This is a genomic window from Actinomyces dentalis DSM 19115, assembly GCF_000429225.1.
In the GTDB taxonomy this organism is placed as follows: Bacteria; Actinomycetota; Actinomycetes; order Actinomycetales; family Actinomycetaceae; genus Actinomyces; species Actinomyces dentalis.
In genome coordinates, this window is the sequence record NZ_AUBL01000002.1 from 74,804 (window position 1) to 101,401 (window position 26,598).

The window sequence follows — 26,598 nt, forward strand, 5'->3', positions numbered from 1 at the left end:
GCCCTTCCGGCCAGGTGGTGATGGCGGCGGGCAGGGCGGCGCCCCTGATCGCGGCCGAGAGCCCGGACTCCGTCGCGCTCTCCGTGCGCGCCGCGGTCCCCGAGGTCGTCATGGAACCCGCGACCCGCCGCCGCGCCAGGGGACCCGCCTCGAAAAGGTGGCCGGCGCGTGACTTCAAGGTCGCCGCGCGGCGCCGCTCACCCGGGAAACGGCGTCATCGCGCCATTCCACGGCGGACGGCCGCGGAATCGGGGCGTTAAAGATACGCACCGGCCACCTTTTTCCGCGCCGTCGTCGCGGCGGAGGCCGTCGGAGACCGCCATCAGGACCGCGTTACCCGCCTTGACCCTCAAGTCTTCCCGGCCAGGCACCACGAACCGGAGCCGACTCCGGGATGGGGTCGGACGGTACGAACCGGACCGGCGCGGGCCGGCCCCAGGGCGACCGGCCCAGGGCGGCCGGGCCCGGCTTGCGCAATGCGAGCCCAGCGCGACGCAGTCCGCCTCACCTCGCGCCGTGCGAGCCCAGCGCGACATAATCCACCTGAGCTCGATTCGCGCGAGCCCACCTGGCGCAATGCGAGCCCAGGTGACATCACCGAAACGACTCCCCCGGGGGCGGGGCCGCCATGACCCTGGGCCTGGTGGGAGCTGTGGCCGGCAAACGACTCCCCCAGGGGCGGGGCCGCCGCTCGACGTCGGCGCGGGCGTCGAGCAGTGCCCTGACGACTCCCTCGGGGCGGTGCCGCCGCCCTGCATCCTCCCGCGCCGCCCTGCCAAGAGGAGCGCCCGCGCCCATGGCCGCGCCCTCGCCCGGTGTGCGGTGGGCCCGTGCGGCGGGGCGCGCCGGGGCCCGGGCCGGGGCGCCGGTAAAGTCGGCGGCATGGCAGGACGCAGCCCGAAGGACGACGACGCACATCGCGGCGCGCGCGCCCGCCAGTCCCGTCCCACGGGGGCCGGCAGGCCCTCGGCGAGCGCCCGTCGCGGCGCGGCCTCGGGGCGGGGTCACCAGGGGCGTCCGAGTGCCGACGGCGGCGGCGCCTCCGCCCCGCGCAGCGGTGCGTCCCGTCAGAGCAGGCCCCGCCAGGGCTCGCGGCCGCCCCATCGCGACGGCCCGGCGCGCTCCACGGGACAGCGCGGGGCCCCGGCCGCCGCTCGCGGCGGAGGCCCGCGCGGTTCGACTCCGCGCGGCGGCGCTTCCCGCGGCAGCGCCCCCCGCGATGCCGGGCCGCGCGGCGGTTCCCGCGGCGGTTCCGCCCACGGCACCTCGTCGCGCGGTTTCACCGCCATTGTTCGCGGTGCGGGCCCGCGCGGCTCAGCCCCGCGCGGCACCACCGCCCGTGGCGCCACTGCCCGCAGCGGTGCTTCCCGCGGCACCGCCCCCCGCGGGTTCGCCGCCGTCACCCGCGGTGCGGGGCTGCGCGGCTCGACCCACCGCGGGGGCGCCCCTCGGGGGGGCGCTGCGCACGGTTCGACCCACCGCGGCGGCGGTCCGCGCGGTGCCGGCTCGCGCGGCGCGCCCCGCAGCAGCACCACCGGCGCCGCGGGGCCCGCCCCCCGCGGTGCCGGGGCGCGCGGCGCCCCCTCCCGCGCGGGCTCCGCCTCCCGCACGGGCGTGTTCACCAGCGGGAAGGCCCTCAAGGCCGCCGCCTGGCCGGACGAGTCATCCCGTGGCACGGCCTCCCGCAGCGCGCCTCGCGGCGCCTCCTCCCGCCCCGCGCGCGGCCGGACCCGGCCGCGCCCCGCGCCCAGACCCCGCTACTGGTTGCGGCGCCTGTCCGTCCTCCTGGTCCTGGTCGGCCTCCTGGCCGCCGTCGGCTACGGAATCCTCACCGCCGCCGCCTGGACCCGCGCCACCATCCGCCAGCAGGACGAGCAGGCGGCCGCCGACTCGGTCGTCACCGTCTACCCCGACCCCGCCGCCTGCGCCCGCTCCTCCCTCGACGTCGCCGTCAACGCCCCCGCTGAGACCACCGTCGGCGCGGGCCTGACCATCGGGGCGACCGTGACCAACACGGGCTCCGAGGCCTGCCTGCTCGACGTCGGCGGCGCCAACCTCGGCGCGGTCATCGCCTCCGGCACCGACACGGTGTGGACCTCGACGACCTGCCCGGCCGAGCCCACGAGCCGCATGCTCCTCATCGACGCCGGGGACTCCGCCGCCGTCACCCTGACGTGGGACGGGCGCCGCACCTCCCCGGACTGCGCCCCGGCGCCGACGCCGACCCCGACGACCTCGGCATCGCCGACGCCGTCGCCATCGCCGTCGGCCGCCGCTGACCCGTCCGCGCAGGCCACCCCGAGCCCCGCGCCCAGCCCCGTGGACGCCCGCGTCGCGGGCGCGGGCACCTACCGGCTGCGCCTCCAGCTCGCCGGGGAGGACCTGACGGGCGAGCAGGTCTTCGTCATCGGGTAGCGGCCGCGCCCCGCGCCGTCGTCGTCCCGGGCCGCCGCCCCGCGCCTCGCCGGGCGACTCAGGAGTAGCGGTCGACGATCGAGACCTCGGCCAGGCGCGACAGCCCGTCGCGCAGGGTGCGGGCGCCGACGGCCCCCACGCCGTCGAGCGCCTGGAGCTCCTCGACCGTCGCCCCCAGGATCTGCTGGAGGGAGCCCCAGTGGGCCACGACGGCGCGCGCGGTCGCCAGCGGCAGGCGCGGGATCTTGGCCAGGATGCGCAGGCCCCGCGGCGACAGCCCCGCGTCGAGCTCCTGCCCGTCGACGCCGCCCAGCCCCATGGACCGGGCCACCATCGCCAGGTCCAGCAGGGCGGGGGACCCCACCCATTTCAGGCGCTCGTCGACGGCGTCGATGTCCAGGCCGTCGGGGAGGTAGTCGGCGAGCAGGAAGTCCCGCTCCGCCAGGACGCCGCGGGTCAGCTCCTCGTGCTGGAGGGCGAGCAGGCGCCCGTCGGTGCCCAGCTCGGTGACGTAGCCGTCGATGTCGGAGGCGATGCGCCGCACCATCTCCAGCAGCTGGAGGACCGCGGCCACGTCCCGGACCGTCACCAGGTCCTCGATCTCCAGGGCGTCCAGGCTCCCGGAGGTCCGGGTCAGGCGCGTGGTGTAGCGCTCCAGGGTGGCCAGCGCCTGGTTCGCGCGCGCCAGGATCGCCTCGCTGGGCTCCAGGACGTGGCGCCTGCCGTCGGCGTACAGCGAGATGAGCTGCATCGACTGGCTCACCGAGATGACCGGGTAGCCGGTCTGGCGGGCCACGCGCTCGGCCGTGCGGTGGCGCATGCCGGCCTCGAAGGTCTCGATGTCGGCGTTGGGCAGCAGCTGGACATTGGCGCGCCGGATGCGGTTGGCGCTGCGATCGACGACGACGGCGCCGTCCATCTTGGACAGCTCGCGCAGGTGGGCGGCGGACAGCTCGACGTCGAGATTGAAGCCCCCCGAGGATATCGACTCGACCGTCTCGTCGAAGCCGAGCACGATAATGGCGCCGGTGCGCCCGCGCAGAATCCGCTCCAGCCCGTCGCGCAGAACGGTCCCCGGCGCTATGAGCGCCAGGGTGTCCCTGAGCAGACCGCCGTGCGCTTCGCTCATCAGCCCTCCTTATTGCTGTGCGCCGCCCATGGTAATGCCAGGATCTTGATATGGGTCGTGACCTGCGACTCCCGGCCCGGCGGCGGCGCGCCCCGGCGCCGGGTCGCCGGCCCGTCGGCTCACCCCCGGGGCAGGGCGGCGCCCAGCGCCTCCCCGACGTGGCCGACCGCCAGCACCCGCACGCCGTCGACCGGCCGCAGCTCGGCCGACCCCGCGAGCGGCACGACCGCCTGGTCGAAGCCCAGCCGGGCCGCCTCCGCCAGGCGCCGCTGGATCCCCACCGTGGCGCGCACCTCCCCGGTCAGCCCCACCTCCCCGAAGGCGACCAGGCCCGGGGGAGCGGGCAGGTTCCGCGCGGCGCTGGCCACCGCGATCGCCACCGCCAGGTCCGTGGCCGGCTCGACGGCGCGCGCCCCGCCGACCGTGGAGACGTAGACGTCCGCGTTGGAGGTGTCCAGGCGCAGCCGCGCCGCGAGCACCGCCAGGCTCATGGCCACGCGCGAGTGGTCGACGCCGGAGGTGGTGCGCCGCGGAGAGGCGGCGGCGGTCGGCGCGACGAGGGCCTGCACCTCCACCGGCACGGGGCGGCGCCCCTCCAGGGTGACGGTGGCGCAGGTGCCCGGCACCTGGGAGCGCTCCGAGGACAGGAACAGCCCGCTGGGATCCTCCAGCCCGACGATGCCGCGCTCGCCCAGGTCGAAGCAGCCGACCTCGTCGGTGGGGCCGTAGCGGTTCTTCACCGCCCGCAGCAGGCGCAGGCGCGCGTGGCGGTCCCCCTCGAACTGGCAGACGACGTCGACCAGGTGCTCCAGGACGCGCGGCCCGGCGATGCCGCCGTCCTTGGTGACGTGACCCACCAGCAGGACGGGGATGGCGCGCTCCTTGGCCACCGCGATGAGCGCCCCGGCCACCGCCCGCACCTGGGTGACGCCGCCGGCCGCCCCCTCGACCTGCGTCGAGGCGATCGTCTGGACGGAGTCGACGACCAGCAGCGAGGGCCCCACGGCCTCGACGTGGCCCAGGAGCGCCCCCAGCTCGGTCTCGCCGGCCAGGAGCAGGGCCGGGTCGATGGCCTCGATCCGCTCCGCCCGCAGCCTCACCTGGCTGACGGACTCCTCCCCGGTGACGTAGAGGACCGGCCCGTCGCCGCGCTCGCGGGAGACGGCGGCGGCCTTGGCGGCGACGTCGAGCAGGAGGGTGGACTTGCCCACGCCCGGCTCCCCGGCCAGCAGCACGACGGCGCCCGGGACGATCCCGCCGCCCAGCACCCGGTCGAGCTCGCCCACGCCGGTGGGGCGGGCCCGGGCCCTCTCGGCGCTGACCTCGCCGATGGGCCGGGCGGGTTCGGCCGGGCGCTGGGCGGCGGCGCGGGCCGGGGCGGCGGTCAGGGCCCCGGCGCCGCCGGGAGATTCGACGAACTCCTCCAGGGTCCCCCACTCGCGGCACTCGCGGCACTGCCCCAGCCACTTCGGGCTGGTCCAGCCGCACTCGGTGCACACGTAGGAGCTGCGCGGCCTGGCGGTCTTCATGGCGGGCATGACGGCAGGCTACCGGGGAGGGCCGACACGAACCCGCGGGCGCGTCGCCCGTCCGGCGGAATGCCGGGAGGGGATCAGGAGGGGGCGCCGTAGCCGGTGGCGGGCGGGACCGTGCCGTAACCCGGGGCGGCGGTGTTCGTGCCGGGCTGATACGACCCGGGCTGCTGGTAGGACCCCTGCTGGGTCGCCCCGGGCTGATACGACCCGGGCTGGTGGGCCGGCTGGCCGTAGGGGGCGGGGGCGCCGTCGCCCGGCGGGTAGGAACCGGGCTGCTGGTAGGGCCCCTGCTGGGCCTGCTGGGCCTGCTGGACCGCGCCGGGCTCCGCATAGCCGTACGACGCGGCCTGCGGCGCCCCCGCGGCCGCCGGCGCCTGGGCGGGAACCGCCTGAGCCGGTCCCGGGCCCGCCTGCTGCCCCTGCGCGCCCGTGGCGAGCATCCAGCGCTTGGACTCGGGCACGAGGTTCGGGTAGCGCTCGACCAGGAAGCCGTCGATGGCGCGGGCGGCCCAGATCAGAATGATGATCGGCAGGACGAGGAGGAGCCTCGGGACGGGCACGGTGCCGGTGGCGTGGTTGTAGATCCAGAGGAAGATGCCGATGGTTCCGAGCCCTCCGAGGACGACGGCGATGACTATGAGGAGCCAGTAGATCTTGGAGTGGACGGTCTGCGTCTTCTTGGGCGCCATGAAGAGGGTTCCTCGCAAGGGTCGGCGGGCAGGGCTGGACAGCAGTATCCGTCCGACGACCCGCCCATGGCAAATCGCGTCCATGGGGACTCATCCCATGCCGGACCCCGCGCCGACGTCTGCTGCGCCCCTTCGCCCCCCGCTGCACGGGAGAAGAAGCGCAGCGGAGGGTGAAGGGCGCGCTCCTCCTCGCGGCCCCGCCCTCAGCCCCGGGCCCGGGCCAGGGCCCGCCGGGCGACGTCGGCCACGTGCTCGCCGGTGAAGCCGTACTCGGCGAACAGGCGAGTGCCGGGCGCGGAGGCGCCGAAGTGGTCGAGGGACACGACGGCGCCCCCCGCCCCGACGATCTCGCGCCAGCCCATGGCGATGCCCGCCTCCACGGAGACGACGACGGCGTCCTCGGGCAGGACGCGGGTGCGGTAGTCCTCGTCCTGCTCGGCGAACCACTCCAGGCAGGGGGCGGAGACCACGCGGGTGGGCGTGCCCGAGGCCTGGAGGAGGTCGCGGGCCGCCGCGGCCACGCCGACCTCGCTGCCGGTGGCGATGAGGACCACCTCCGGGGCGGCGGGCCCGCCGTCGGCGTCGGCGGCCTCGATGAGGACGTAGGCGCCGCGGGGCACTCCGGCGGCCGCGGCCCGGGCGTCGGCGAGAACGGGCAGGTTCTGGCGGGACAGGACCAGGCCGGCCGGGTGGTGGCGGCGGTGGAGGATGACCCTCCAGGCGGCGGCGGTCTCGTTGGCGTCCCCGGGGCGCACGACGTCGAGCCCCGGGATGGCGCGCAGCGAGGCCAGGTGCTCGACGGGCTGGTGGGTGGGCCCGTCCTCGCCGACCCCGATGGAGTCGTGCGTCCACACGAAGACCGGGTCGATGCCCATGAGGGCGGCCAGGCGCACGGGCGGGCGCATGTAGTCGGAGAAGACCATGAAGGTCCCGCCGTAGGGGCGGGTCAGGCCGTCCAGGGCGATGCCGTTGAGGATGCCGCCCATGGCGTGCTCGCGCACTCCGAAGTGCACGGTGCGCCCGTAGGGGCCGTCGCCCTCCTTGCGGGCCAGCGAGGCGGGCAGGAAGGAGGGTGCGCCCGCCATGGTCGTGTTGTTGGAGCCGGCCAGGTCCGCGGACCCGCCCCACAGCTCGGGCACGACGTCGGCCAGGGCGGACAGGGTCCTGCCGGAGGCGGCCCGGGTGGCCAGGGACTGGCCGACCTCCCAGGCGGGCAGGGCCTCGGCCAGGCCCTCGGGGAGGCGCCCGGCGCGCAGCCGCTCCAGGAGGGCGGCGCGCTCGGGCTCGGCGGCCCTCCAGGCCTCGAAGCGGGCGTCCCAGTCGGCCCGGGCCGCGGCGGCGCGCTCGGCGGCGCGGGCGCGGGTGCGGTCCAGGAGGTCGTCGGGGGCGTAGAAGTCCTGCGCGGGGTCCAGGCCCAGGGCCTTCTTGAGCCCGGCGACCTCCTGCGCGCCGAGCTTGGCGCCGTGGCTGGAGGCCTGGCCCTGCTTGGTGGGGGCCGGCCAGGCGATCACGGTGTGCAGGCGGATGAGGGAGGGGCGGGCCGTCTCGGCGCGGGCGGCGGCCAGGGCGGCGCGCAGGGCGGCGTAGTCCTCCTCGTAGCCGGCCCCGCCGCCGGTCCAGTCCACGTCCAGGACCTGCCAGCCGTAGGCGGCGAAGCGGGCGGAGGGGTCCTCGGTGAAGGCCAGGTCGGTGCTGCCCTCGATGGTGATGTCGTTGTCGTCGTAGATGGCGATGAGGTTGCCCAGCTCCTGGGCCCCGGCCAGGGAGGCGGCCTCGGAGGTCACGCCCTCCTGCAGGCAGCCGTCGCCCATGATCGTGTAGACGTAGTGGTCGAAGACGGAGTCCCCGGCCGGGGCGGCGGGGTCGAGCAGGCCGTGCTCGAACCTGGCGGCCATGGCCATGCCGACGGCGTTGGTGAAGCCGGCGCCGAGCGGGCCCGTCGTGGTCTCCACGCCCGGGGTGTGCCCGAACTCCGGGTGCCCCGGGGTGCGGGCCCCCCACTGGCGCAGCTGCTCCAGGTCCGAGACCTCCAGGCCGTAGCCGGCCAGGACCAGCTGGATGTACAGCAGGAGGGAGGCGTGCCCGGAGGACAGGATGAGGCGGTCGCGCCCCAGCCAGCGGGCGTCGGCGGGGTCGTGGGTCATCTCGTACTGGTAGAGCAGGTAGGCGACGCCGGCCAGGGAGATGGCGGTCCCCGGGTGCCCGGATCCGGCCTTCTCGACGGCGTCCGCCGCCAGGGCCTTGGAGATGTTGATGGCCCTGAGGTCTTCGGCGGTCAGTGCCTGGGAGTCGGTGCCCATGCGGAACTCCTTCGTGATGAGTCTGGTCGGCGGGGCGCGCCGTGGACCGGCGCCCGTGAGGATCCTCCCCGGCGCCGGCGGAGGGGGCAACCGGCCCCGGGAACGGATGCGCGGGGGCCGTGCGCGGCGGCCCGCGCGCCGACGAAAGTAACACGCCGCAACAAACCGGCGCGCTCAGGGGCGCGGCTTCATGACCGGAGGCGCCGTGGGGGGCTGGGATGCGCTCGGGCGCGACCAGCCGGGAGGAGCACCTGCCCGCCAGTGCCCGGTGGATCGAGATCCACTTCGGGTCGAAAGCTCGACGGCGGGCGGCGTGTCGTTGCAGGCACCCCACTGCGAGCACGTCCCGCCCGGCATTCCGCCGCGAGAACTACATGTTTCCAAGTAGGTTCGCCTTTGCTATGGCGAATTCAGTCTCGTTGATGAGCCCCTCGCGGTGAAGCGTGGCCAACTCCCTGAGACGGTCCGTCACGGATGAAGCCCGCTGCTGGGTCGGCGACCCGGGGGAATCCGGATGTGATTCGGGCTGCACGTGGGCCTCGATTTGGGCGCGCTCCTGAGGCAGGGGGAGGCCGAGTGCGGTGAGCGCGGCGCGTTCGAGGGCGCGGCCGATGGGAACCTGGTCCCTGAGAACGACGGTGATTCCCATCGAATTCTGCCCCTCGTTGGTCAGGGCGTGAATATTCATGTCGGTTGTGATCGTTAATGTTGATTTCCCAGACTTCGCCTTGATCACATGACTGGCGCCGGCGCCGACCGCGGCTGCGACGGCTCCGAGGGGCAGGGCCTTGATTCCTCCGCCGATGAGACCGGAGAAGGTCTGCACGGCGGTGGTCTTCGGAGCGGCCGTAGCGCGGGAATCGTGTGCGGAGGGGTCTGTCTGACCCTCGACGAACGCTACTGAAATGAGTCGCTCATAGGGTGCCTGCTTGACGCGAGAAGACGCATTTCGACGGGTTCTCGCCTCGGGCGAGGACTCCGAGCGGCTCATAATCCGAACGTATCCGCCTTCATAGATCTCAACGCAGTGCCCGCCGAATTCCCCTTTGGTCAGCAACCGTCCCGCAGCGGTCTGGCGCGCCATCTCCTCGGCGTACTGCTGTCTCTTGGCGGCCGCCCGGTCGTCGACGGCCTTCTTGATCGATGCTCCTATCCGTTTGAGAGCCGATGACTTTAATCCTTGAGAGGACTTTGGTCCCTGGACGTGCTCGGTCCAGGCGCTTCCGTCCCACCAGCGAACTTGTCCCTGTCCGTCGTCGTACCAGCCGGCAGGTGTCGACACTTCAACTTCCCCCATTCTTCGCAAGTGCTCGCTTCCTCAACGCAAGGATAGCGCTTATTTGCGGGATGGGAGCCGGAGTAGCCGGCTTCACAGAGGTTTTCTGCCCCGGGTTGTTCGCGTTGCGGCTCACATCCAGGCGCTGGGGTCGGCGACGACGTCCTCCAGCAGGGACCAGGCGGCGCCGGTGGCCCCGGACATCTGATCGCCCGCGGCCGTCATGATCCGGGGCGCGGACCAGGCCGAGGCCAGGACGCGGCGCTCCAGCTCGGACTCCAGCTCGGGGCGCAGCACCTGCGCCAGGGGGGCCAGGTGCCCGCCGAGGACGACCACGGGGATGTCGAGCAGGTTGATGGCGGCCCCCAGCCCCGCCCCCAGGGCGCGGGCGGCGCGCGAGACGGCGCTCCGGGCCCGCTCGTCGCCGGCCCTCCAGGCGTCCACGAGCTCGTCCGGCCGGGCGTCGTCGGGCAGGCCCGAGGCGGCCAGGATGAGCCGGCGGCCCGCGTAGCGCTCCACGCAGCCCCGGTTGCCGCAGGAGCAGCGCGGGCCGTCGGGGTCGACCTGGATGTGCCCGATCTCGCCGGCGAAGCCGTTGGCGCCCACGACGATCCGCCCCTCGCGCATGATCCCGGCGCCGATGCCGTTCTCCCCGGACAGGTAGATGAAGCTGGGCCAGCAGTGCGGGGCGGCGGGGCGCTCGCGCCCCACGGTGATCGCCCCGTAGTTCGCCTCGTTGCCCAGACGCAGCTCCAGCCCCGCCGGGGCCAGGACGTCGTCGAGGTGCTCGGCGGGGCGCACGTGGCGCCAGCCCAGGTTGGGGGCGCGCAGGAGCCGGTCCCCGCTGACCAGGCCGGGCAGGGCGAGGGCGGCGCCCACGGCCCTGGCGCGGGCGACGGCGTCGACGCCCAGGACGTCGGCGGCCAGGCGGGCCAGGCGGGCCAGGACCCCGGCGGGGTCGGAGTCGGCGAAGTCGTCGACGACGACGTGCTCGGCCAGGACCTGGCCGGACAGGTCGATGGCGCGCACCGCCATGTGGGCGACGTTGACCTCCAGGCCCAGGGCCATGAAGGTGCCGCGCGGCGGGGCCAGCGGGACCGCGGGCCGGCCCGGGCCGGTGGCGGGCGCCGGGTCGAGCTCGGCGAGGATGCCGGCCGCGACGAGGTCGTCGGCGAGCCGGGAGGCGGTGGAGCGGGTCATGCCGGTGGCGGCGGCGACTCCGGCCCGGGAGACGGGCTCGGGGGAGGACAGGACCCGCCGGGCCACCAGGGCGAGGTTGGCGGTGCGCAGGGTCGACTGGCGGGCCGACGCCGCGACCGCCGCCCCCGCCGCGCCCGGGCCCTCCCCGCCGGGCGCCGTCGTTCTTCTTGAGCGGACCACGCCTTGACCCTACTCCATGGCAACGATATAGTTGTGCGAGCAAACAAATAGTGGGGCGCGCGTCCCGCCTCGCCCCGCACCCCTGGGAGTACGCCGAGGGGCGCGCCGAGCTCGGCGCCCTGAGACCGCCCGCCCCTCAGGGGCGCAGGCAGGCGAGCGGGATCACCCAGACCCCGTCCGGGCGCCGCAGCACCGGCCCGGTCGGGATGATGACGGCCAGGGCGGCGGCGGGCCGTTCGACCTTGGCCGCGACCCTGAGCAGGGCGGCCGCGGCGTCGTCGACGGCCCGGTGGGAGAGCCTGACCTCGAAGCCCGCCCAGCGCCCGTCGCGCGCCTCGACGACGACGTCGATCTCGTCGCGCCCCTTGGCGTCGCGCAGGTGGAACACGCCGCGCATGCGGGCGGCCTGGGCGGCGACGCGCAGGTCGTGGACCGCCTGGGACTCCAGGACGATTCCGAGGGTCTGGGGGTCGTTGAGCAGGCGGGAGGCGCCGGCGCCCAGGAGCGCGAGCGCCAGGGACGGGTCCGCCAGGTGCCGTTTGGGGGTCTGGATGAGCGGCGTGCGCGAGCGCAGGCGCGCCGCCCAGGCCGGCTGGTCCTCCACCAGGAACAGCCGCGCCGCGAAGTCGTGCAGCTCGGAGACGAGGGAGTCCGCGGGACGGTGTCCGGTGATCTCGCCCATGCGCCTGCGCACCGCGGCCAGGGAGGCCGGCTGGGCCACCAGGCCCGCGTAGGCCGCGAGGAACGCCCGGAACCGGCGCGGGTCGCGGCGGGGCCCGCCCACCAGCGGGTAGTCGTGCTCGCTCATCTCGTCGACGTAGGACGTCACCGCCTCGGCGGCGTCATCGGCCTCCAGGTCGAGCCGGCCGGGCCAGCCCCCGCGCACCATCCAGGAGACGTAGTCGGCGACCGTCGCCGCGGTGCCGGACGACGGCTCCAGGGCGCCGTCGAGAAGGGCGCCGAGGGAGGCCGGCGCCGCCGGGGCCCCGCACTCGGACAGGGTCATGGTGCGCATGGTCAGGTTCCGCATCCTCCCGGCGCCCGAGTGCCTGCGGGCGTCCTCCTCCGGCGTGGCGGAGCCGGTGAGGATGAACTGCCCCCGGGCGCCCCGGTCGTCGACGGCGTGGCGGACGGCGTTCCACACGCCCGGGACCGCCTGCCACTCGTCGAGGAGCCGGGGGGTCGCCCCGTCCAGCAGGAGACGGGGATCGGCCGCGGACAGCGCCATGACCGCCGTGTCCTGGTCCAGGCCGATCTCGGAGGCCGCCGCCCGGCGCGCGGTCTCCGTCTTGCCGCAGGCGCGGGGGCCCTTGATGACCACGGCCCCGCTCGTCCTCAGCGCCCGGGCCAGCTCGTCGTCCACCGTGCGGGGCAGATAGGTGCGCATGCCCGCCAGCCTACGCGAGATAGGGAGTAATCCCCACCTGAGATAGGGAGTAATCCTCACTTCGGGTATGGAGTAATCCGTACCTGAGGTGGGGATTACTCCATACTCCGAGGGGCGGCCGCCCTCAGACGACCGTGAGCACGACCCGCTGGTAGCGGGTGAGCGCCGGGGAGCCCGTGTCGGTGCCCTCGACGACGAGGTGGATCTGCTGGCCCGCCTCGGCCCGCGCCGGGACCGTGACGACGACGGTGCCGGCGCCGTCGTCCTCCAGGCGGGGGACGAGGGGGCACGGGGCCGGGCCGGCCTCCGGGTAGGCCCACCAGCGCAGCAGGACGTCGTCGCCGTCGGGGTCGGTGGCCGTGGCGGTGAGGGTGAGGACCTCGCCGGGGCGCACGTCCCGGGCCAGCCCGCCCTCGACCGCGGCGGGGGCGCCGGCGAGCAGGACGAGCGGGGGGTGGTTGGCGTCCTCGTAGCGGGGCGTGACCGACCAGGCCAGGCGCGCGGCGAACTCGTTCTGCAGGGCCCGCCACCAGCGGGTCTGGTGGTACTCCTCGGGGGCCGAGCCGTCGGCGGCGCGGTCGACGACCAGCGGCGGGCGCTCCGGCTGCTGCGCCCCGGGCAGGGAGAGGCGCATATCGGAGGTGAAGGCGTCCGCCAGCTCGGGGTGGGGGACCTGGCGTCCGCCCCAGCCGCCGAAGGTCGCGTCCTGCCAGGAGCCCAGGCCGTTGGGGACGAGCAGGGCGAAATTCGAACTGTCGCCCTCGGAGATGAAGGCGCCGTCGGGCTGGAGCGGGCACCACACGGTGTAACCGGCCGCGGCCAGCTCCTGCGGCGTCGCCCCGGAGACGCCGAAGTAGTCCTCGTCGTCGAAGCCCGCCGCCATCTGCCGTCCGTCGCCCCACACGCGGTAGGCGGCGCCCAGCGGCCCGCGCGAGCTCACATTGCGCCGCATCCACTCGGGGCCCACGAGCTCGGCGTCGCGCGGGGACAGCACCGCGCGGGTCAGGTACCCCCAGGTCATCGTGGCGACCTCGCGGTGCTCCAGCCCGGGCCAGGCGGGGCGGATGTAGGCGGACAGGGCGGAGTCCTGCTCCCCGAAGGAGGTGATGACGACGCGGTCCACGATCCGCCGGCGCAGCGCGGGCCAGTCCCCGCGATCCCCCAGCTCCTCGGCCACGGTGCGCAGCGCCCGGGCGATGGTCGACACCCCGCCCCAGGCCTGGATGAACAGGGGCCGGGTGGCGTCGGCCGCCTCGCCGTCGGGGCCGACGGCGCCGTCGGGGGTCAGCGCGATCTGACGCAGGAGGTCGGCGATGAGGGAGGAGCCGGGGGTGACCTCGTCCATCTCCCCGGCGGCCGCGATATTGCCCATGCGCACCAGCGAGCGCAGGCGGGCGGCCGTGGGGAAGCGGGGGTCGTGCACGCGCAGGGTCTCCTCCACCTGCTCGTAGGCGTCGATGGCCTCGTCGATGTGCAGGACGGCGCCGGCCGGGGGCCACCGGTGGGGCTCGATGCCGCGCCCCGGGTCGCCGGCGGAGTGGCACTGGGAGCCGGCGTAGACCAGGCCCCGGATATCGAGCTCGGCCGCGTGGGTGAGCAGACGGATCATGGAGTTGAGGTCGTCGAGCTCGGGATCGGTGGTGATGACGGTGCGGGGGCGGTCGGTTCGCGGGAAGGCTTCCTTGCGCATGGCACGAGAGTGTCACAGCGCGTCCCCGCCCCGGCCGCGAGCGCCGGGGCGGGGACGGGGCCGGGACCTTTCAGGGCAGGAGGACGGTGAACCAGTCGACGGGGGACTCGCCCGCCCCGCCCGCGCACCGGCCCGCGGCGCTCCCGGCCCACGGGCGGGCGCGTGCGGCGGTGCGCGTCCGGAAGCGTCGCGGGCGCGTCCGGGCGGCGGGTGTTCAGTACGGGGGGATGGCGTCGAGGATGGCGGTCAGGTCGAGGGCGTGGAGGGCGGCGGGGTGGGGTGTGGTCTCGTATGCGCCGGGGGCGGTGGCGCTGGGGCCGCGGGTGGTGAGGACCGGTTGGGGCGGGGCGGTCGGGCGCCGGGGGCCGGTCGGGTCCGCCGCGGGGGCGGGGGTGTTGTCGGCGTAGTGGCTCAGGCCGTGCTCGAGGCGGGCGATGACGGTGTCGGTCAGGGCGCGGGCGAGGTGGTCGGGGACGGGGGCGGCCGGGAGGGTGATGTGGTGCGGGCCGACGCGTCGGGGCAGGGCGGTGATGGTGGCGTCGCGGTTGCGGCGGTAGCGGGCGCCGGTGGGGGTGGTCCAGGTCAGGTCGCCGTCGGGGGTGCGGGTGAGGGTCCATCCGGGGGCGTGCTTGAGGCGGTGGTGGGTGCGGCACAGGGCGGTGAGGTTGTCCAGGCCGGTGGTGCCGCCCCCGCTCCAGGGCGTGATGTGGTCCAGGTCGCAGCGGCGCGCGGGCACGGCGCAGCCCGGGTGGGTGCAGGCGCCGTCGCGGGCGCGCACGAGGTCGGCCAGGGCGGCGGGCGGGCGGTAGCGGGTGCGGCCGACGTCGATGACGGCGCCCGACAGGGGGTCGGTGACCAGGCGCCGCCAGGTCCCCCCGGCGGCCAGGGCGCGGGCGACGGCGTCGGGCACGGGGGCGGTGCGCCCGCCGATGCTCACGCGGGGGATCGGCGGGGAGTCGGACGGGGACGCGCCGGGCGGGCCGGGGGCGGACGGCGGGTCGTCGGGCGGGGCGGTGCCGGGCGGCCGGTCGCGCCCCGGCTCCGGGGGCCGGCCGATGAGGCGGTCCAGGGGGACGGTGACGTCGACGGCGACGCTCAGTCCCGGCGCCGGGTGCACGGGGTCGGCGCCCGAGGGCGTCCACCAGGGGCCGGTGGAGCCGACCAGGTGGCTGAGCGCCGTCAGCAGGCCCTCCAGGGGCACGCCGTCGGGCAGCAGGCGCCCGGGGTCGGGCGGGCCCGCCCCGTCCGCGCCGGGTGCGCGGTGCGCGCGGCGCTTCCCGCCGGGGTCGCCGGGGTTGCCGGCCCCGTCTTCGGTCGGGGCCGGCGGCGCGCCCCCGGGCCCGGCGCGCACGGCGAGGCGCTGGGCCCGGCGCAGGGCGTCCAGGCACATGCCGGTCAGGGCGTCGCAGCGCAGCTGGGAGGCGGTGCGCTCGTCCCCGCCGGCGCGGGCGGAGGCCACGACCGCGTCGAGGGTGGCGTCCAGGAGGAAGGCGTCCAGGGTGGGCATGAGAAGTCTCATCTCGCTCACACCCGCCCCGACCGGCCGGGGGCGGCTCACGTGGCGGCGGGCGGCGTCTCGCCGGCGGCGCGCGTCGGCGCCGGCGGGGTCGAGGGCGGCCAGGGCCTCGTCCACCTCGCGGGCCAGCCGGGCGTGGGGCAGGTGGGCGGCCCGCGGCAGGACGCGGGCCTGCACCCGCAGGGCGGTGCGAGCGTCCACGCCCTCCAGTCGGCGGGTCACGGCGTCGGCCTTGGCCCGGTCGATGAGCCCGACCCGCTGGAGGTCGCCGGTGGGGGCCAGCGCCGCGTCCAGCAGCGCCTCGCCGCGCTCCAGGATGCGCACGGCGCGGGTGCGCGAGACGCCCAGGCGCAGGGCGATCTCGCCCGAGGCCGCCAAGCGGGTCTCGTCGGGGGCGGCCAGGCGCAAGGTCCCGCCCCGCTGCGGGGGCCGGGCGGTCATCTCGGGGCAGCGGGCCAGGCAGGCCGCGGCGAGCGCCCCGGCCCACTGTGCCCAGGAGGACAGCCGCTCGCAGGCCGCCACCAGCTCGACCAGGGCCCCGGCCCCCAGTCCGACCAGAGCGCCGGCCGCCGCGCCTCCCCCCGCGACGCGCCCGGCCCCGGCCGCCTCCAGAAGCGCCCGCTCCCCCGGGTCCGGGGCCCCGGCGGCCGTCGCGTCGAACAGGCCCTCGTCGGGCGCCGCCGCGCGCGCGGGGTCGAAGAGGGACTGCACCCACCCGCCGGGCCCCGGCGCGCACGGCCCGCCGCCGAAGGCCTCGACGCCCTCGTCCGACCCCCCGGGGCGCGCGGCGGGCGCCAGCACGTGGCGCATCACCCGCTCGACGACCTCCGCCAGCGCCCCGCCGGGGGCCATGGCCGCCAATCGCCCCGCGCACTCCCCCGCGCCCGCTTCGACGACGCCGTCGAGATCGGCGGCGCCGCCGGCGTCGGCGAGACCGGCGGTGTCGACGGGGCCGACACCATCGACGGCGTCGGCGAAACCGGCGGGCCGGTCCGCGGCGCACCCGTCCCCCGCACCCGCCGGTGCGGGAGGGGTCGGGGCGCCACGAAGTTCGAACATACGTACAGTATACCCCCGCTCCCGCCCGGAATCCAGCCCCGGGCCGCGCAATCCGGCGCAAAAACGGGAGAACAGCGCCCGCCCGGCGCGCGGTGCCGCTCCGCGGCGCAGGGGAAGATTGTTATAGAGGTGTCCGAGTGCGTTTCCCGGGTGCGGGGCGCAGGGCCGGTGGGCCTTTCTCGCTGGAAGGCAGAAGACAGGAGAGTCGGGCGGGTTCCCGGGCGAGTCCCTTGGCGCGGTGGTGCCGCGGGGCTCCTGGCCGGCGGCCCCGGGGTCCGCGGGAGGCCGCGCCGGATCGTCTGCTGCGCCTCTTCGCGTCTGCTGCGCTCCTTCGCCCTCCACTGCGCTTCTTCTTCTCGTACGGTGGAGGGTGAAGAGGCGTAGCAGAAGGAGAAGGGCGTAGCGGACGCGGGTGAACCGGTGGGTGAGCGGTCCGGCGGCTCGAAAAAGATGGCCGGCGCGTGCTTTTCGCCCCCCGTCGCACTCCTCCCGTCTCGAGGAGGCGCAATGGGACCTTCTCACCGGAAAATTCCCCGGACCAGCCGGGATCGGCGTGCTGGCGGGGATGGGCGGGCGCGGGGTGGTGCGGGTGGGGCTTCTGGGGCGATCCGGGGCGGGGACGTGTCCGAATCTGTTGCAAAGGCGCTCCGGGCCGGGATCGGCGGCGAGAAGAAGCGCGGAATATCAACGTTTCTCTTCCGGCGTTTCGGCGTGATCGGGGCCTTTGCAACAGATTTGGACAAACGGTGCCGTCGCGGGCCCCTGCGCGGACGGCGGTCCCGGCGATCGCCCCGGCGCTCGGTCCGGCCCGCCCCGCCCCGAGCACTCCACCCTGCCCGTGGGACTGTCCACGGTCAAGAACGCCTACGGCACCCATCTACGCCCAGACCATGGCCTCGGCCATGATCGCGGCCCTGCCCCTGACGATCCTGTTCATGCTCTTCCAGCGGCAGATCATCAAGGCGGTGGCACCACGGGCCTGGGCGGGCAGTGAGGCCGCGGTAGGCCCGGATGGGTTCGCGGGGCCGGTGGGCTCGGCGGTCCCGCCGATCCCCCCGGCTCCGCGAGCTCCGGCCCGCCGCCCTCGTGCGTGGCCCCGGCCGCGCGGACGCGGATGCTGACACCGCGCCAGGACCGGGAACTTCCCGGTCCCGGCACCCGACTACCCGGGCGAGAACCCGCCCGGGCAAGTCGGGCGGGCCGTCGGTGAGAGGACGCCCATGTTCACATTCGACCAGACGCCGGTGAAATTCGTCGGGCTGCTGGTGCTCCTGACGTGGTGCACGATCTGGTGCGCCCGCGAGCTCGCCCGCTCCCGGGGCGCCCGGCAGCGCATCTGCGACGCGCTGCACCTGCTCATGGCGGTGGTCATGCTCGCCATGGTGCCCAAACCGGTCTGGATGGCGCTGACGGGTGCGATCCCCGTCCCCGTCGTGGTCGCGGCCTTCGCCGCGGCGACCCTGTGGTTCGTCTGGCTGACTGCCGGGGCGCCCGGCCGGTCCGCCCGCCCCGACGACGCCGCGGACCACGCCTGCGCCGGCCGCGCCCACGCCGGGCACGCCGGGCACATCGCCATGTTCGCCGCCATGACCTGGCACCTGGCGGCGATGGCCGTCAAGGCGTCGGCGAGGGCCGAGCTGGGCATGGGCCCGGCCATGCACCAGTGGATGGAGCAGGCGGGGCGGCCCGGCCGGGTCCTGTGGGTGTTCGCGCTCGTGGGGCTGCCGTTCATGGCCTACCTGCTGGTCGCCGGCGCCCTGGCCCTGTGGCGGGCGCTGCGACCGGGCGGCGCCGCCGATCGCCGTCTCGCCGCCCTGTCCGACTTCGCCATGAACTTCGGCATGTTCTGGATGAGCACGGGGCTGCTCACCCCCATCCTGCCCTTCTTCGCGGCGCTGGCGTTCTGACGGCCCTCGCCACCGCTGAAGGCGCCTGGTCGCTCCCGGATGGCGCGGTTCTTCCGGGGCCGGTTGCGCATTTGGCTCTGCTGCGCTCCTTCACCCCTCGCTACGCCTCCTTTTCTCGTACAGTGAAGGGTCAAAAGGCGTAGCAGAGACAAAAGGGCGTAGCGGACGCGAGTCCCCCGCCGTCGTCGTCCTCCGTGAACGCGGCCGGGGGAGGACAGCGGCGGCGCGGCCCGGGGGGACTGCGGCGCTAATGGCAGGTGCAGTGCGGCCCGCACTGGCAGTCCCCGCACAGGCAGGGCCCGCCCGTGCGGCAGCCGCACAGCTGCACGTCGACCGCGTTGACGATCCGCTCGCCGAGCCCGGGGCGGGGCTCGGGCAGGGCGCGCAGCTCGGCGTCCAGGGCGGTCGCCCGGGCCAGCCAGGCCGAGCAGGACGGGCAGTCCTCCAGATGGGCGGCGATGCCGGGCACCGGCAGGGGCGGCTCCTCGCCGTCGAGCAGGGCGGACAGCGCCGCCCGCCAGGAGGCCTCTTCGTCCACGGGCTGCATTGGGGAAGCATACGCGCCACTACGATGGCCCGGTGAGCACCGTCGACGACGTCACCGCGCTCGCGCTCGCGGCGGGCGGGGGCGACCGGGCCGCGCTGTCGGAGTTCATCCGCGCCACCCAGGCCGAGGTGTGGCGGTTCGTGGCGCGGCTGGCCGGCCGCCAGGCCGCCGACGACCTCACGCAGGAGACCTACCTGCGGGTGCTCGGCGCGCTGGCGGACTTCAAGGGCAGGTCGAGCGCCCGCACCTGGCTGCTGGCGATCGCCAGGCGGGCCGTCGCCGACCAGTTCCGCCGCCAGGCCGCCCGCCCGCTCACGATCCCGGTGGACTGGACCCGGGTCGAGGGGGAGTTCGGGGGTCGGGGCGCGGCGCCCTCCGACCCCCTGGGGGAGATGCACCTGGAGGAGCTGCTCGGGGAGCTGAGCCTGGAGCGGCGCGAGGCGCTGGTGCTCACCCGGCTGCTGGGCTTCAGCTACGCGGAGGCCGCCGAGATCTGCGGGTGCGCCGTGGGCACCATCCGCTCGCGCGTGGCCCGGGCCCGCACGGACCTGCTCCTGGCGCTCGCCCGGCAGTCGGAGGCTCCCGCCCCCTCGCGCGTGGGCTGTGTCCGCGCCCACTATGCTGGACGCCCGGGGCCGGCGGACCGGGGAGCCGGTCCCACGACAGACAGGACGACATCATGATGATCAATGGAGAACTCATCGACCTGCGCGCCGGCGCCTACGAGGCCCGCGTGGCCGCATCCGGCGCCACTCTGGTCCACCTGCGCCGCGAGGGGCGCGACCTGGTCCTGCCCTTCGACGCCGAGACGAGCCTGCCGGACGCCTGGCAGGGCAAGACGCTCCTGCCGTGGCCCAACCGGATCGACGGCGCCCGCTACACCTATGCGGGCGCGACCTTCGAGGTGCCCTGCAACGAGCCCGCCACCGGCGCCGCCCTGCACGGCCTGGCCGGTTGGGTGGACTACCGGGTCGTCCCGGAGGCGGCCGGGGAGGGGGCCGACGCCGGACGGGGCGGGGCCGCCCCGAGCGCGACGACCCTGGAGCTGCACCTGCCCGCCTCCTACGCCTACCCCTGGGCCCTGGACGTGAGCGTGCGCTTCGCCCTCGACGCCGAGTCCGGCCTGACCATGACGACGACCGCCACGAACGCGGGGGCCGCGTCGGCCCCGGCGGCGAACGTTCCCGGCGCCCCGGTGGTCGACGGCGCCTTGGCCCCCGCCCCCTACGGGGTGTCCTGGCACCCCTACCTCACCCGCTCGGTGCTGCTGGACGAGTGCGTGCTGACCGTGCCGGCCTCCCGGGTGCTCGACGCCGACCCGGCCACCATGGCCCCGACCGGCGAGCGGGGGGTCGCCGGGACCGACTGGGACTGGAGGGAGGGGCGCCTCATGGGCGCCACCGCCACCGACAACGCCTACACTGGCCTGCCCGAGGGGACGTGGCGGGTGCGCCTGCGCGGGGGCGAGGGCGATCGCGCCGTCGTCATGAGCGCCGCCGCGCCCTGGGTCCAGGTCTACAGCGGCGAGCACCTGGGGCGCCGCGGTGTCGCCGTCGAGCCCATGACCTGCCCGCCCGACGCCTTCAACTCCGGGACGGACCTGGTGACCCTGGCGGTGGGGCAGTCCCACGTCTTCAGCTGCGCCATCCGCGAGGAGGACTGAGGCCCGGCGGCGGGGGTGGCGACGACGGCCCGGCCTCGACGACGGCGGCCATCGAGCCGGCCGCGCGCCGGTCCAAATTACGGCACGCTGGTGACATCTCTCCAGGTCGGCGACGAGGCGGAGATCGACGAGGCGCTCGGCTTCCTCGTCAACCGGGGTGTGGACGGCCTGATCGCGGTGACGCCGAGCACGGGCATCGCCCGCGCCGCGGTGCGCGCGGCCAGGGGCGTGCCCATGGTCGTGGTCGCCGACGGCTTCGCGCCCTCGGAGCACATTCACGTGGTCTCCGTGGACCAGGGGCTGGGCGCGGGGATGGCGGTGCGCCACCTGGCGGGCCGGGGGCGCAGCCGGATCGCGCACATCGCCGGGCCGGGGGACTGGTTCGACGCCCGGGCGCGGGCCGGCGTCGGGTCGGGCCGCGAGGCCGGGCGCGGGTCGGCCCGGCGGTGGGACGGCGCACTCGGGGCTCTGCCGGCCGGCCTTCACCGGGTCGTCATCAGCACTGCATGATCTCGCCCAGGTCCCAGACCGCTTCGGGCTGGTCGGGCGTCACCCTCTCGCCGACATAATAGATCTGGTGGTTCTCGGCCGCGACGAGGCACTCGATAATAGTGGACAGTGCCGTGTCCGCGTCGCCGATCGCCTTGGTGATGCTGGCTTGGTAGTTCGCCGCGGCCGGCGTTAATGGAATCATGGCGGCGGAATTTCAGATGCGCTGTCGGTCGTCGGGTCGTGCTGTTCCGTTTGCCTCTGAATCAAGGGCGTCTGATAAGTCTCTGAGACGGCCCTGCCGCGACTGGCGGGACGGCGAGGGCGAGGGTGTGCAGGAGTTCGGTCATGGCGTTAATATCGTTCTGGTCGTAGTTCAGGCTCAAATTCTCGTCGTTCGCGGTCCTCGGGTCGCTGAGATAGAAGCGGATGCCCAGGGTGTGGATGTCGGCATCGGGGTAGAGCCAGCCCCCTACAATCCGTCCCCCGCCATTCTTGTCGGGCCAGATGCAGCCGCGGCCCTGGGTGTCGTCGAAGGTGATCCGGGGCAGTCCCTTGTCGTCGAGTTCGGTGAACTCCGTGCTGCCCGCTCCCGCACCGAACTTACCGCCGATGAAATAACTGACGTCGAGGGAGGAGTGCAGGCCCTGCGGCATTCGGATGCCGTGAATATGGCAGTCGAAGGTGTCGCGGCTGCTATTGTGGCCCGGTGAGTGAAGGTAGGACAAGTCGGTGGGATAGAAGCAGAGCCCATCCTCCAGGAGTTGCCTGGGAACGACTTCGCACAGCGTCTGGTCGGTCAGGAAGGTCGGAACGGGCGGGACCGAGGCCTGATCGCCCCCGTGGTCGGCGCAAGCGGATGACCCGATCATCACCGCGGCCAGGAGGCAGGCCCGGCGTCTGGACATATGCCAGAGCGATCGTCCATTCATCCTCCCGAACAAGTGTGATGAATATCGACTAGCCATGACTTCTCTGGAGTATTGGGAGAACGGATCAGTAATTGTGGAATATGGATGTTATTCCGGCCGCGGTCATGGTGTTACCGGCCAGGTCGTGGGCCTCCTCCACCGGTGGCTCAAGCCCATCGGAATTGTTCATGCTTGTTATATAGATCGAACTTCTCTCGTCCTCGACGGCCTCGGCGCGGTCGTTCAGGTTGTTGATGAGGGCCTGCATGAGCCCGGTGTCGACCTTGATGAAAGTCATGACCTCGACTCTCTTCCCGATCCGAATTCGACGGTTTGCGCCGCGAGGGGGTCGCGGCCGGTTCGGGGGCGAATGATCATCGGCGGTCTCCAGGGTCCAGGCGCGCACCGCGAGTCGTGCGGATTACCAGTACTCACCGTACCGTCATCGCGGGCGTCCGGTCAAATGCCCAGGCGGGTGAGCCCGCGGATCGGGCGGGGAACCGGGGAATTGGGGCTCCGCGCCGCCGGGCCCGGTGCGGAGCCCTCTCGCGGTGCGGACCCGCCCCGGGGCCACGATTGTCCCGCGGCGAGCCCGGAGCCGGGCGGAGTACGGCCCGGCGGATTTCGGCGTCGGGGCCGGGGAGCAGGCGAAGGAGCGCTCACGCGGGCATCGGCATTGATATCGACCGCCTGGCGGATCCGGCCTTCTTGGCGCAGGGCCGCCTGGAGGCCCATTCTGACCACCGCTGGTTCGCGAGCGCGGCCGGGGCCGCCTCGGGCCGCTCCCCCCTCGGGGTGAGCCCGGACGGGGTGTGGGAATTCGCCTACGCCAAGAACCCCGTCCCAGCCGTCGACGGCTTCCAGGACCCCGACTACGACGTCTCCCAGTGGGACGACATCCCCGTCCCCGCCCACATCCAGTTCCGGGGCTACGACCTGCCCCAGTACGTCAACGTTCAGCACCCCTGGGACGGCCACGAGCAGATCGACCCCGGCCGGGTCCCCCAGGACTACAACTCCGGTGGCCTCCTACGTGCGCGGCTTCACCCTGCCCGGACCCCCGCCCGACGGCGAGCGGATCGTGTTCAGGGCCAACCGCCACGAGTTCGGCGCCCGGGGCGCGTCATGACCCGCGAGCGCACCGAGGCCGACCTCACCGCCGGTTGGCGAAGCGCTCCAGGAGGGTGGCGTCCCCGCCCACGACCAGGACGTCCTCGGCGGACACCAGCGTGTCCGGCGTGGCGTACTCGAAGGGCTCGCCCGGGCTCATGAGGCCGAAGACCGTCACCCCGTAGCGGCTGCGGACCTTCGACTCTCCGATGGTGAAGCCGTGCAGCTCCATGGGCGGGCGCATCTTGACAATGGTGAAGCCGCCCTTCTCCATCTCGATGTAGTCCAGCATCCGCCCGGACACCAGGTGGGCGGCGCGCTGGCCGGCGTCGAACTCGGGGTAGACGACGTGGTGGGCGCCGATGCGGCGCAGGATGCGCCCGTGGGCCCGGGAGATCGCCTTGGCCCAGATCTGCGGGGTCTGCAGGTCGACGAGGTTGCCGGCGATGAGCACGCTGGCCTCGATGGAGGTGGCCACGCCGACGACGGCGGTGCCGAACTCGGTGGCCCCGAGCTGCTCCAGGGCCTCCATGTCGGTGGCGTCGGCCTCGACGAGCGGGATGCGGCCGGTCCACTGGCGCACGGTGGCCGGGTTGGTCTCCACGGCCAGGACCTCCCGGCCGAGCCGGTCCAGGGTCGCGGCCACGGCCGCCCCGAAACGGCCCAGGCCGATGACGAGGGTCGAGTCCGTGCGGTCGACGGGCGCTGCCATGGCTTCTCCTGCGTGTCGGCGGCCGGGCACCTCGCCACGGCCCGGGGCCACCGTAGTCCACCGCGGCGGCCGGCGCCGTCGCCCCGGCGGGGCCGGCGCCGTATCCTGGCCGGTATGCCGCGTGTCACCCAGTCCCACAGGGACCGCCAGGCCGCCCGGATCCTCGACGCCGCCGCCGCCTGCTTCGCCCGGCGCGGCTTCCAGGCCACCTCCATGGACGAGATCATCGGCGCCGCCGGCATGTCCTCCTCGACGGTCTACCGCTACTTCCCCGAGGGCAAGGGCTCGCTCATCCGCGCGGTCCTGGAGCGGGCCACGGACCCGGTGCTGACCTGGGTCGCCGAGCTCGCCGAGCGCCCGGAGCTGCCCGACGCCGAGGCGGCCCTCCTCGACGGCGTGAGGCGGACGCTGGCGCTGGAGGGCCTGACCGGCGACGGGCACGGGTCGCGGGATCGGGACGACGGGGGCGCGGCGAGCGCCTCCCTCATCGCCTACGCCTGGGTCGAGATGTCGCGGGACTCCCGGGTGCGCGAGGAGAGCGCGCGCCGCTACGCCCTCGTGCGCTCGCGCATCGCCGCGCTCGTGGTCAGGTGGCAGGCCGCCGGGCGGATCACCGACCGCCTCGAGGCGCGGGCCGTGGCCGCCGTCGTCCACAATGTCATCATGGGCCTGGTGGTGGACCGGATCGTCCTGGGCGCGGCGGGCGGCGGCGAGGTCGACGACGTGGTGCGCGCCGTCGCCGCCCTCCTGGCGCCCTGAGCCCGCGGCGGTCCCGCCCGGGGCCGGGGCCGGCCGGTCAGCCGATGAGCGGGCGCTCGGCGGGCATGCGGATGACGCGGCGCCGCTCGCGCATGGCCAGGGCGCTGGCCGCCGTCATGGTGCCCACGCGGCCGACGAACATGAGGACGATGATGACGTACTTGCCGCTTTCGGGCAGGTGGGGCGTGATCCCGGTGGACAGGCCCACCGTGGCGAAGGCGCTGGTGGCCTCGAACAGGATCCGGTCCAGGGACAGGTCGGTGAGCTGGAGCAGCAGGAGGGTGGCCGCGCCGATGATGCTCGCGCCGATGAAGGCCACCGCCACGCTCAGGCGCACCGTCGACAGCGTGATGCGCCGCCCGAACGCCTCGATGTCCTGGTCGCCGCGGGCCTCGGCCATAATGGCCAGGATGAGGACCGCGAAGGTGGTGACCTTGATGCCCCCGGCCGTCGAGGCCGAGCCCCCGCCGACGAACATGAGGGCGTCCTGGAGGAACCAGGTGGCCTCGTGCATGTGCTCGGGCTGGATGGTCGACAATCCGGAGGAGCGGGCGTTGACGCCGTTGACCAGGGCCGTGAGGACCTTGCCGCCGACTCCCAGCGGGCCGTAGGTCTGCGGATTGGACCACTCGAAGGCGGCGATGGACAGGGAGGACACGAGGGCCAGCAGCGTGTAGGTGGTCAGCGTGAGCTTGGAGTGCAGGGTCCACAGGCGGGGGCGGCCGCGGCGGCGCACGACGTCGAGGATGACGGGGAAGCCGACGGCGCCCGCGAAGGTGCCCAGCACGATGGGCAGGCACATCCACCAGTCGGCGGCGTGGGGCGCCAGGCCCTCGGGCATGATGACGAAGCCGGCGTTGTTGAAGATCGAGGCGGACATGAACACCGCGTACCAGGCGGCGTGCCGCAGGTCCAGGCCCAGGGTGAGGAAGCGGGGCAGGAGCACCAGCGCCAGGACGCCCTCGACGCCCAGCGCCGTGAAGATGACGGCCCGCAGGAGGGAGGCCACGTCCCCCAGGCGGGACTGGTTCTCCGAGGCGGCGAGCATCCGCTGGGTCAGGCCCACGTGCCGCGAGACCGCGAAGGACAGCAGGGAGGCCAGCGTCATGATGCCCAGGCCGCCCACGGCCGCGCCGGCGATGATGACGGCCTGGCCGAAGGGGGACCAGGCGGTGGCGGTGTCCACGGTCGTTAGTCCCGTTACGCAGACCGCGGATGTGGCGGTGAACAGGGCGTCGACGAGACTGGCGCCGCGGTGGTCCTCGGGAGTGGCGATCGGCAGGAGGAGCAGGATGGTGATGACGGCGATAATGGCGGCGAAAACGGCGACGGCGAGCCGCGCGGGGGAGAAGCGGGCGGCCCTCTCCAGCCGGTTGCGCACGCCCAGCCGCTCCAGCAGGGCCGCCGGGCCCCCGCTCCGGTCGCGGGCGGGCCGGGCCCCCGGCGTGTCGTCGGGTTCGGCGCGCCCGGGCCGCCGGGCGGCGCGCACGACGCGCAGCGGCAGGGGCGCCCGCCAGGCGGTCGGACGCAGGGGAAGACGCGCCCGGGCGGCGCGGCGCCGGGCGTTTCCGGGGGATGGGCGCTGCGGGGAGGACACGGCGACATTGTGTCCCAAGCGCCCCGTCGGATCATCTCCGACGCGGTCGTGACCTCCTCGAGATGTGAGATGCGACGCCTGTGACGGATGGGGATCGCAACCATCTGTGCGTCGTCTGGGACTCGGGTTATATTGGCCGTACTCCCGTTCGCCCGACGTTCGGGAGCAGGCGCCACCCCTCGGTGCGCGCTCCACCACACCACTCCAGAGACGGGACTAGCACCCATGGCACCGGGCATCCCCACCTCCTCCGGCGCGTCGAGCGCCCCTTCCTTCCTCACTGTCGCCGAAGTCGCCGCGATGCTGCGCGTATCCAAGATGACCGTCTATCGCATGGTCCACTCCGGGGACCTGCCCGCGATGCAGGTCGGTCGCTCCTTCAGAGTGCCCGAGCGCGCCGTCAAGGAGTACCTCGCCGCGGGACTGGGTGACTGGGGCCACGAGTCCAGCGAGTCGACGGGGTCCTAGGACCCGTTAGAATCAGCCGGTCACCTGTGCGGGGGAGGGGGCGAGCGCGCCCTCCCCCG

22 protein-coding genes are annotated in these 26,598 nt (G+C 74.6%); 7 read left to right on the top strand and 15 right to left on the bottom strand.

Translation table 11 applies throughout. The features are described 5' to 3' along the window. Positions 1-1,614: 1,614 nt before the first annotated feature. Positions 1,615-2,415 carry a hypothetical protein gene (locus G446_RS0101060; RefSeq protein ID WP_051285530.1) on the top strand — a complete coding sequence of 267 codons (801 nt, stop codon included), beginning with the start codon at positions 1,615-1,617 and terminating at the stop codon, positions 2,413-2,415. A 58-nt stretch (positions 2,416-2,473) separates the two neighbouring features. On the opposite strand, the gene disA is transcribed toward G446_RS0101060, so the two are convergent. The 9 genes from disA to G446_RS0101105 form a co-directional block, all read right to left on the bottom strand. Further along, the gene (gene disA / locus G446_RS0101065; protein ID WP_026408727.1) at positions 2,474-3,544 is read right to left on the bottom strand and encodes a DNA integrity scanning diadenylate cyclase DisA; all 1,071 of its coding nucleotides are present in this window, start codon (positions 3,542-3,544) and stop codon (positions 2,474-2,476) included. Between the two features lie 119 nt (positions 3,545-3,663). Next, the gene (gene radA, locus G446_RS0101070) at positions 3,664-5,082 is read right to left on the bottom strand and encodes a DNA repair protein RadA (protein WP_026408728.1); all 1,419 of its coding nucleotides are present in this window, start codon (positions 5,080-5,082) and stop codon (positions 3,664-3,666) included. 74 nt (positions 5,083-5,156) lie between these two features. Next, entirely contained in the window at positions 5,157-5,768 is a 612-nt protein-coding gene (locus tag G446_RS0101075) for a hypothetical protein (RefSeq protein WP_026408729.1), read from the bottom strand. Between the two features lie 203 nt (positions 5,769-5,971). Next, entirely contained in the window at positions 5,972-8,068 is a 2,097-nt protein-coding gene (tkt, locus tag G446_RS0101080) for a transketolase (RefSeq protein WP_026408730.1), read from the bottom strand. A gap of 370 nt (positions 8,069-8,438) precedes the next feature. Then, positions 8,439-9,350: a DUF2510 domain-containing protein gene (locus tag G446_RS19030; RefSeq protein WP_156916462.1), complete on the bottom strand. Its 912-nt coding sequence runs from the start codon at positions 9,348-9,350 to the stop codon at positions 8,439-8,441. A gap of 126 nt (positions 9,351-9,476) precedes the next feature. After that, a complete protein-coding gene (locus tag G446_RS15230; protein ID WP_084778809.1) occupies positions 9,477-10,724 on the bottom strand; it encodes an ROK family protein in 1,248 nt (415 codons plus the stop codon). 136 nt (positions 10,725-10,860) lie between these two features. Continuing rightward, the gene (locus G446_RS0101095; protein ID WP_026408732.1) at positions 10,861-12,111 is read right to left on the bottom strand and encodes an ATP-binding protein; all 1,251 of its coding nucleotides are present in this window, start codon (positions 12,109-12,111) and stop codon (positions 10,861-10,863) included. Between the two features lie 124 nt (positions 12,112-12,235). Further along, a complete protein-coding gene (locus G446_RS0101100) occupies positions 12,236-13,801 on the bottom strand; it encodes a DUF1593 domain-containing protein (RefSeq protein ID WP_026408733.1) in 1,566 nt (521 codons plus the stop codon). 214 nt (positions 13,802-14,015) lie between these two features. Beyond that, a complete protein-coding gene (locus tag G446_RS0101105; RefSeq protein ID WP_245574527.1) occupies positions 14,016-16,376 on the bottom strand; it encodes an HNH endonuclease signature motif containing protein in 2,361 nt (786 codons plus the stop codon). Positions 16,377-17,596: 1,220 nt separating this feature from the next. Here G446_RS0101105 and G446_RS18545 point away from each other — a divergent pair. Further along, complete coding sequence (locus G446_RS18545) at positions 17,597-18,283, top strand: DUF5134 domain-containing protein (protein WP_051285531.1); 687 nt, start codon at positions 17,597-17,599, stop codon at positions 18,281-18,283. 247 nt (positions 18,284-18,530) lie between these two features. On the opposite strand, the gene G446_RS0101120 is transcribed toward G446_RS18545, so the two are convergent. Continuing rightward, positions 18,531-18,830: a zf-HC2 domain-containing protein gene (locus G446_RS0101120; protein WP_026408736.1), complete on the bottom strand. Its 300-nt coding sequence runs from the start codon at positions 18,828-18,830 to the stop codon at positions 18,531-18,533. 32 nt (positions 18,831-18,862) lie between these two features. On the opposite strand from G446_RS0101120, the gene G446_RS15235 reads away from it, so the two are divergent. The 3 genes from G446_RS15235 to G446_RS15240 all read left to right on the top strand — a co-directional run bounded on the left by G446_RS15235 (position 18,863) and on the right by G446_RS15240 (position 21,003). Beyond that, a complete protein-coding gene (locus G446_RS15235; protein ID WP_084778810.1) occupies positions 18,863-19,513 on the top strand; it encodes a sigma-70 family RNA polymerase sigma factor in 651 nt (216 codons plus the stop codon). Next, positions 19,513-20,493: an aldose epimerase family protein gene (locus G446_RS0101130; RefSeq protein WP_026408737.1), complete on the top strand. Its 981-nt coding sequence runs from the start codon at positions 19,513-19,515 to the stop codon at positions 20,491-20,493. Before G446_RS15235 ends, G446_RS0101130 begins: the two co-directional genes overlap by 1 nt. A 90-nt stretch (positions 20,494-20,583) precedes the next feature. Then, positions 20,584-21,003 (top strand): type 1 periplasmic-binding domain-containing protein, encoded by a 420-nt coding sequence (locus tag G446_RS15240; RefSeq protein WP_026408738.1) that lies wholly within the window; start codon positions 20,584-20,586, stop codon positions 21,001-21,003. Here G446_RS15240 and G446_RS0101140 read toward each other — a convergent pair. The 4 genes from G446_RS0101140 to G446_RS0101160 form a co-directional block, all read right to left on the bottom strand. Next, positions 20,990-21,187, bottom strand: a complete 198-nt coding sequence (locus G446_RS0101140; RefSeq protein ID WP_026408739.1) for a hypothetical protein — start codon at positions 21,185-21,187, stop codon at positions 20,990-20,992. The two genes, G446_RS15240 and G446_RS0101140, sit on opposite strands and share 14 nt — an antisense overlap. A gap of 61 nt (positions 21,188-21,248) precedes the next feature. Further along, entirely contained in the window at positions 21,249-21,890 is a 642-nt protein-coding gene (locus G446_RS0101145; protein WP_026408740.1) for a hypothetical protein, read from the bottom strand. 88 nt (positions 21,891-21,978) lie between these two features. Beyond that, positions 21,979-22,191, bottom strand: a complete 213-nt coding sequence (locus G446_RS0101150; protein WP_026408741.1) for a DUF6571 family protein — start codon at positions 22,189-22,191, stop codon at positions 21,979-21,981. Between the two features lie 855 nt (positions 22,192-23,046). Beyond that, complete coding sequence (locus G446_RS0101160) at positions 23,047-23,715, bottom strand: potassium channel family protein (RefSeq protein ID WP_026408742.1); 669 nt, start codon at positions 23,713-23,715, stop codon at positions 23,047-23,049. A 114-nt stretch (positions 23,716-23,829) separates the two neighbouring features. Here G446_RS0101160 and G446_RS0101165 point away from each other — a divergent pair, with 114 nt between their 5' ends. After that, entirely contained in the window at positions 23,830-24,474 is a 645-nt protein-coding gene (locus G446_RS0101165) for a TetR/AcrR family transcriptional regulator (protein WP_026408743.1), read from the top strand. Between the two features lie 37 nt (positions 24,475-24,511). Here the strand turns inward: G446_RS0101165 and G446_RS0101170 are convergent, their stop codons facing one another. Next, positions 24,512-26,071, bottom strand: coding sequence for a TrkH family potassium uptake protein (locus G446_RS0101170; protein WP_425393859.1), 1,560 nt, complete (start codon positions 26,069-26,071; stop codon positions 24,512-24,514). Between the two features lie 225 nt (positions 26,072-26,296). Here G446_RS0101170 and G446_RS0101175 point away from each other — a divergent pair, with 225 nt between their 5' ends. Continuing rightward, positions 26,297-26,539: a helix-turn-helix domain-containing protein gene (locus tag G446_RS0101175; RefSeq protein WP_026408745.1), complete on the top strand. Its 243-nt coding sequence runs from the start codon at positions 26,297-26,299 to the stop codon at positions 26,537-26,539. Positions 26,540-26,598 lie beyond the last annotated feature (59 nt).

What these genes read in the sequence shown, in the direction of transcription:
- disA (WP_026408727.1), bottom strand. Translation starts at nt 3,544, where the DNA reads ATGAGCGAAGCGCACGGCGGTCTGCTCAGGGACACCCTGGCGCTCATA.
- radA (WP_026408728.1), bottom strand. Translation starts at nt 5,082, where the DNA reads ATGCCCGCCATGAAGACCGCCAGGCCGCGCAGCTCCTACGTGTGCACC.
- G446_RS0101075 (WP_026408729.1), bottom strand. Translation starts at nt 5,768, where the DNA reads ATGGCGCCCAAGAAGACGCAGACCGTCCACTCCAAGATCTACTGGCTC.
- tkt (WP_026408730.1), bottom strand. Translation starts at nt 8,068, where the DNA reads ATGGGCACCGACTCCCAGGCACTGACCGCCGAAGACCTCAGGGCCATC.
- G446_RS0101095 (WP_026408732.1), bottom strand. Translation starts at nt 12,111, where the DNA reads ATGCGCACCTATCTGCCCCGCACGGTGGACGACGAGCTGGCCCGGGCG.
- G446_RS0101100 (WP_026408733.1), bottom strand. Translation starts at nt 13,801, where the DNA reads ATGCGCAAGGAAGCCTTCCCGCGAACCGACCGCCCCCGCACCGTCATC.
- G446_RS0101105 (WP_245574527.1), bottom strand. Translation starts at nt 16,376, where the DNA reads ATGTTCGAACTTCGTGGCGCCCCGACCCCTCCCGCACCGGCGGGTGCG.
- G446_RS18545 (WP_051285531.1), top strand. Translation starts at nt 17,597, where the DNA reads ATGTTCACATTCGACCAGACGCCGGTGAAATTCGTCGGGCTGCTGGTG.
- G446_RS0101120 (WP_026408736.1), bottom strand. Translation starts at nt 18,830, where the DNA reads ATGCAGCCCGTGGACGAAGAGGCCTCCTGGCGGGCGGCGCTGTCCGCC.
- G446_RS0101130 (WP_026408737.1), top strand. Translation starts at nt 19,513, where the DNA reads ATGATCAATGGAGAACTCATCGACCTGCGCGCCGGCGCCTACGAGGCC.
- G446_RS0101140 (WP_026408739.1), bottom strand. Translation starts at nt 21,187, where the DNA reads ATGATTCCATTAACGCCGGCCGCGGCGAACTACCAAGCCAGCATCACC.
- G446_RS0101145 (WP_026408740.1), bottom strand. Translation starts at nt 21,890, where the DNA reads ATGTCCAGACGCCGGGCCTGCCTCCTGGCCGCGGTGATGATCGGGTCA.
- G446_RS0101150 (WP_026408741.1), bottom strand. Translation starts at nt 22,191, where the DNA reads ATGACTTTCATCAAGGTCGACACCGGGCTCATGCAGGCCCTCATCAAC.
- G446_RS0101160 (WP_026408742.1), bottom strand. Translation starts at nt 23,715, where the DNA reads ATGGCAGCGCCCGTCGACCGCACGGACTCGACCCTCGTCATCGGCCTG.
- G446_RS0101165 (WP_026408743.1), top strand. Translation starts at nt 23,830, where the DNA reads ATGCCGCGTGTCACCCAGTCCCACAGGGACCGCCAGGCCGCCCGGATC.
- G446_RS0101175 (WP_026408745.1), top strand. Translation starts at nt 26,297, where the DNA reads ATGGCACCGGGCATCCCCACCTCCTCCGGCGCGTCGAGCGCCCCTTCC.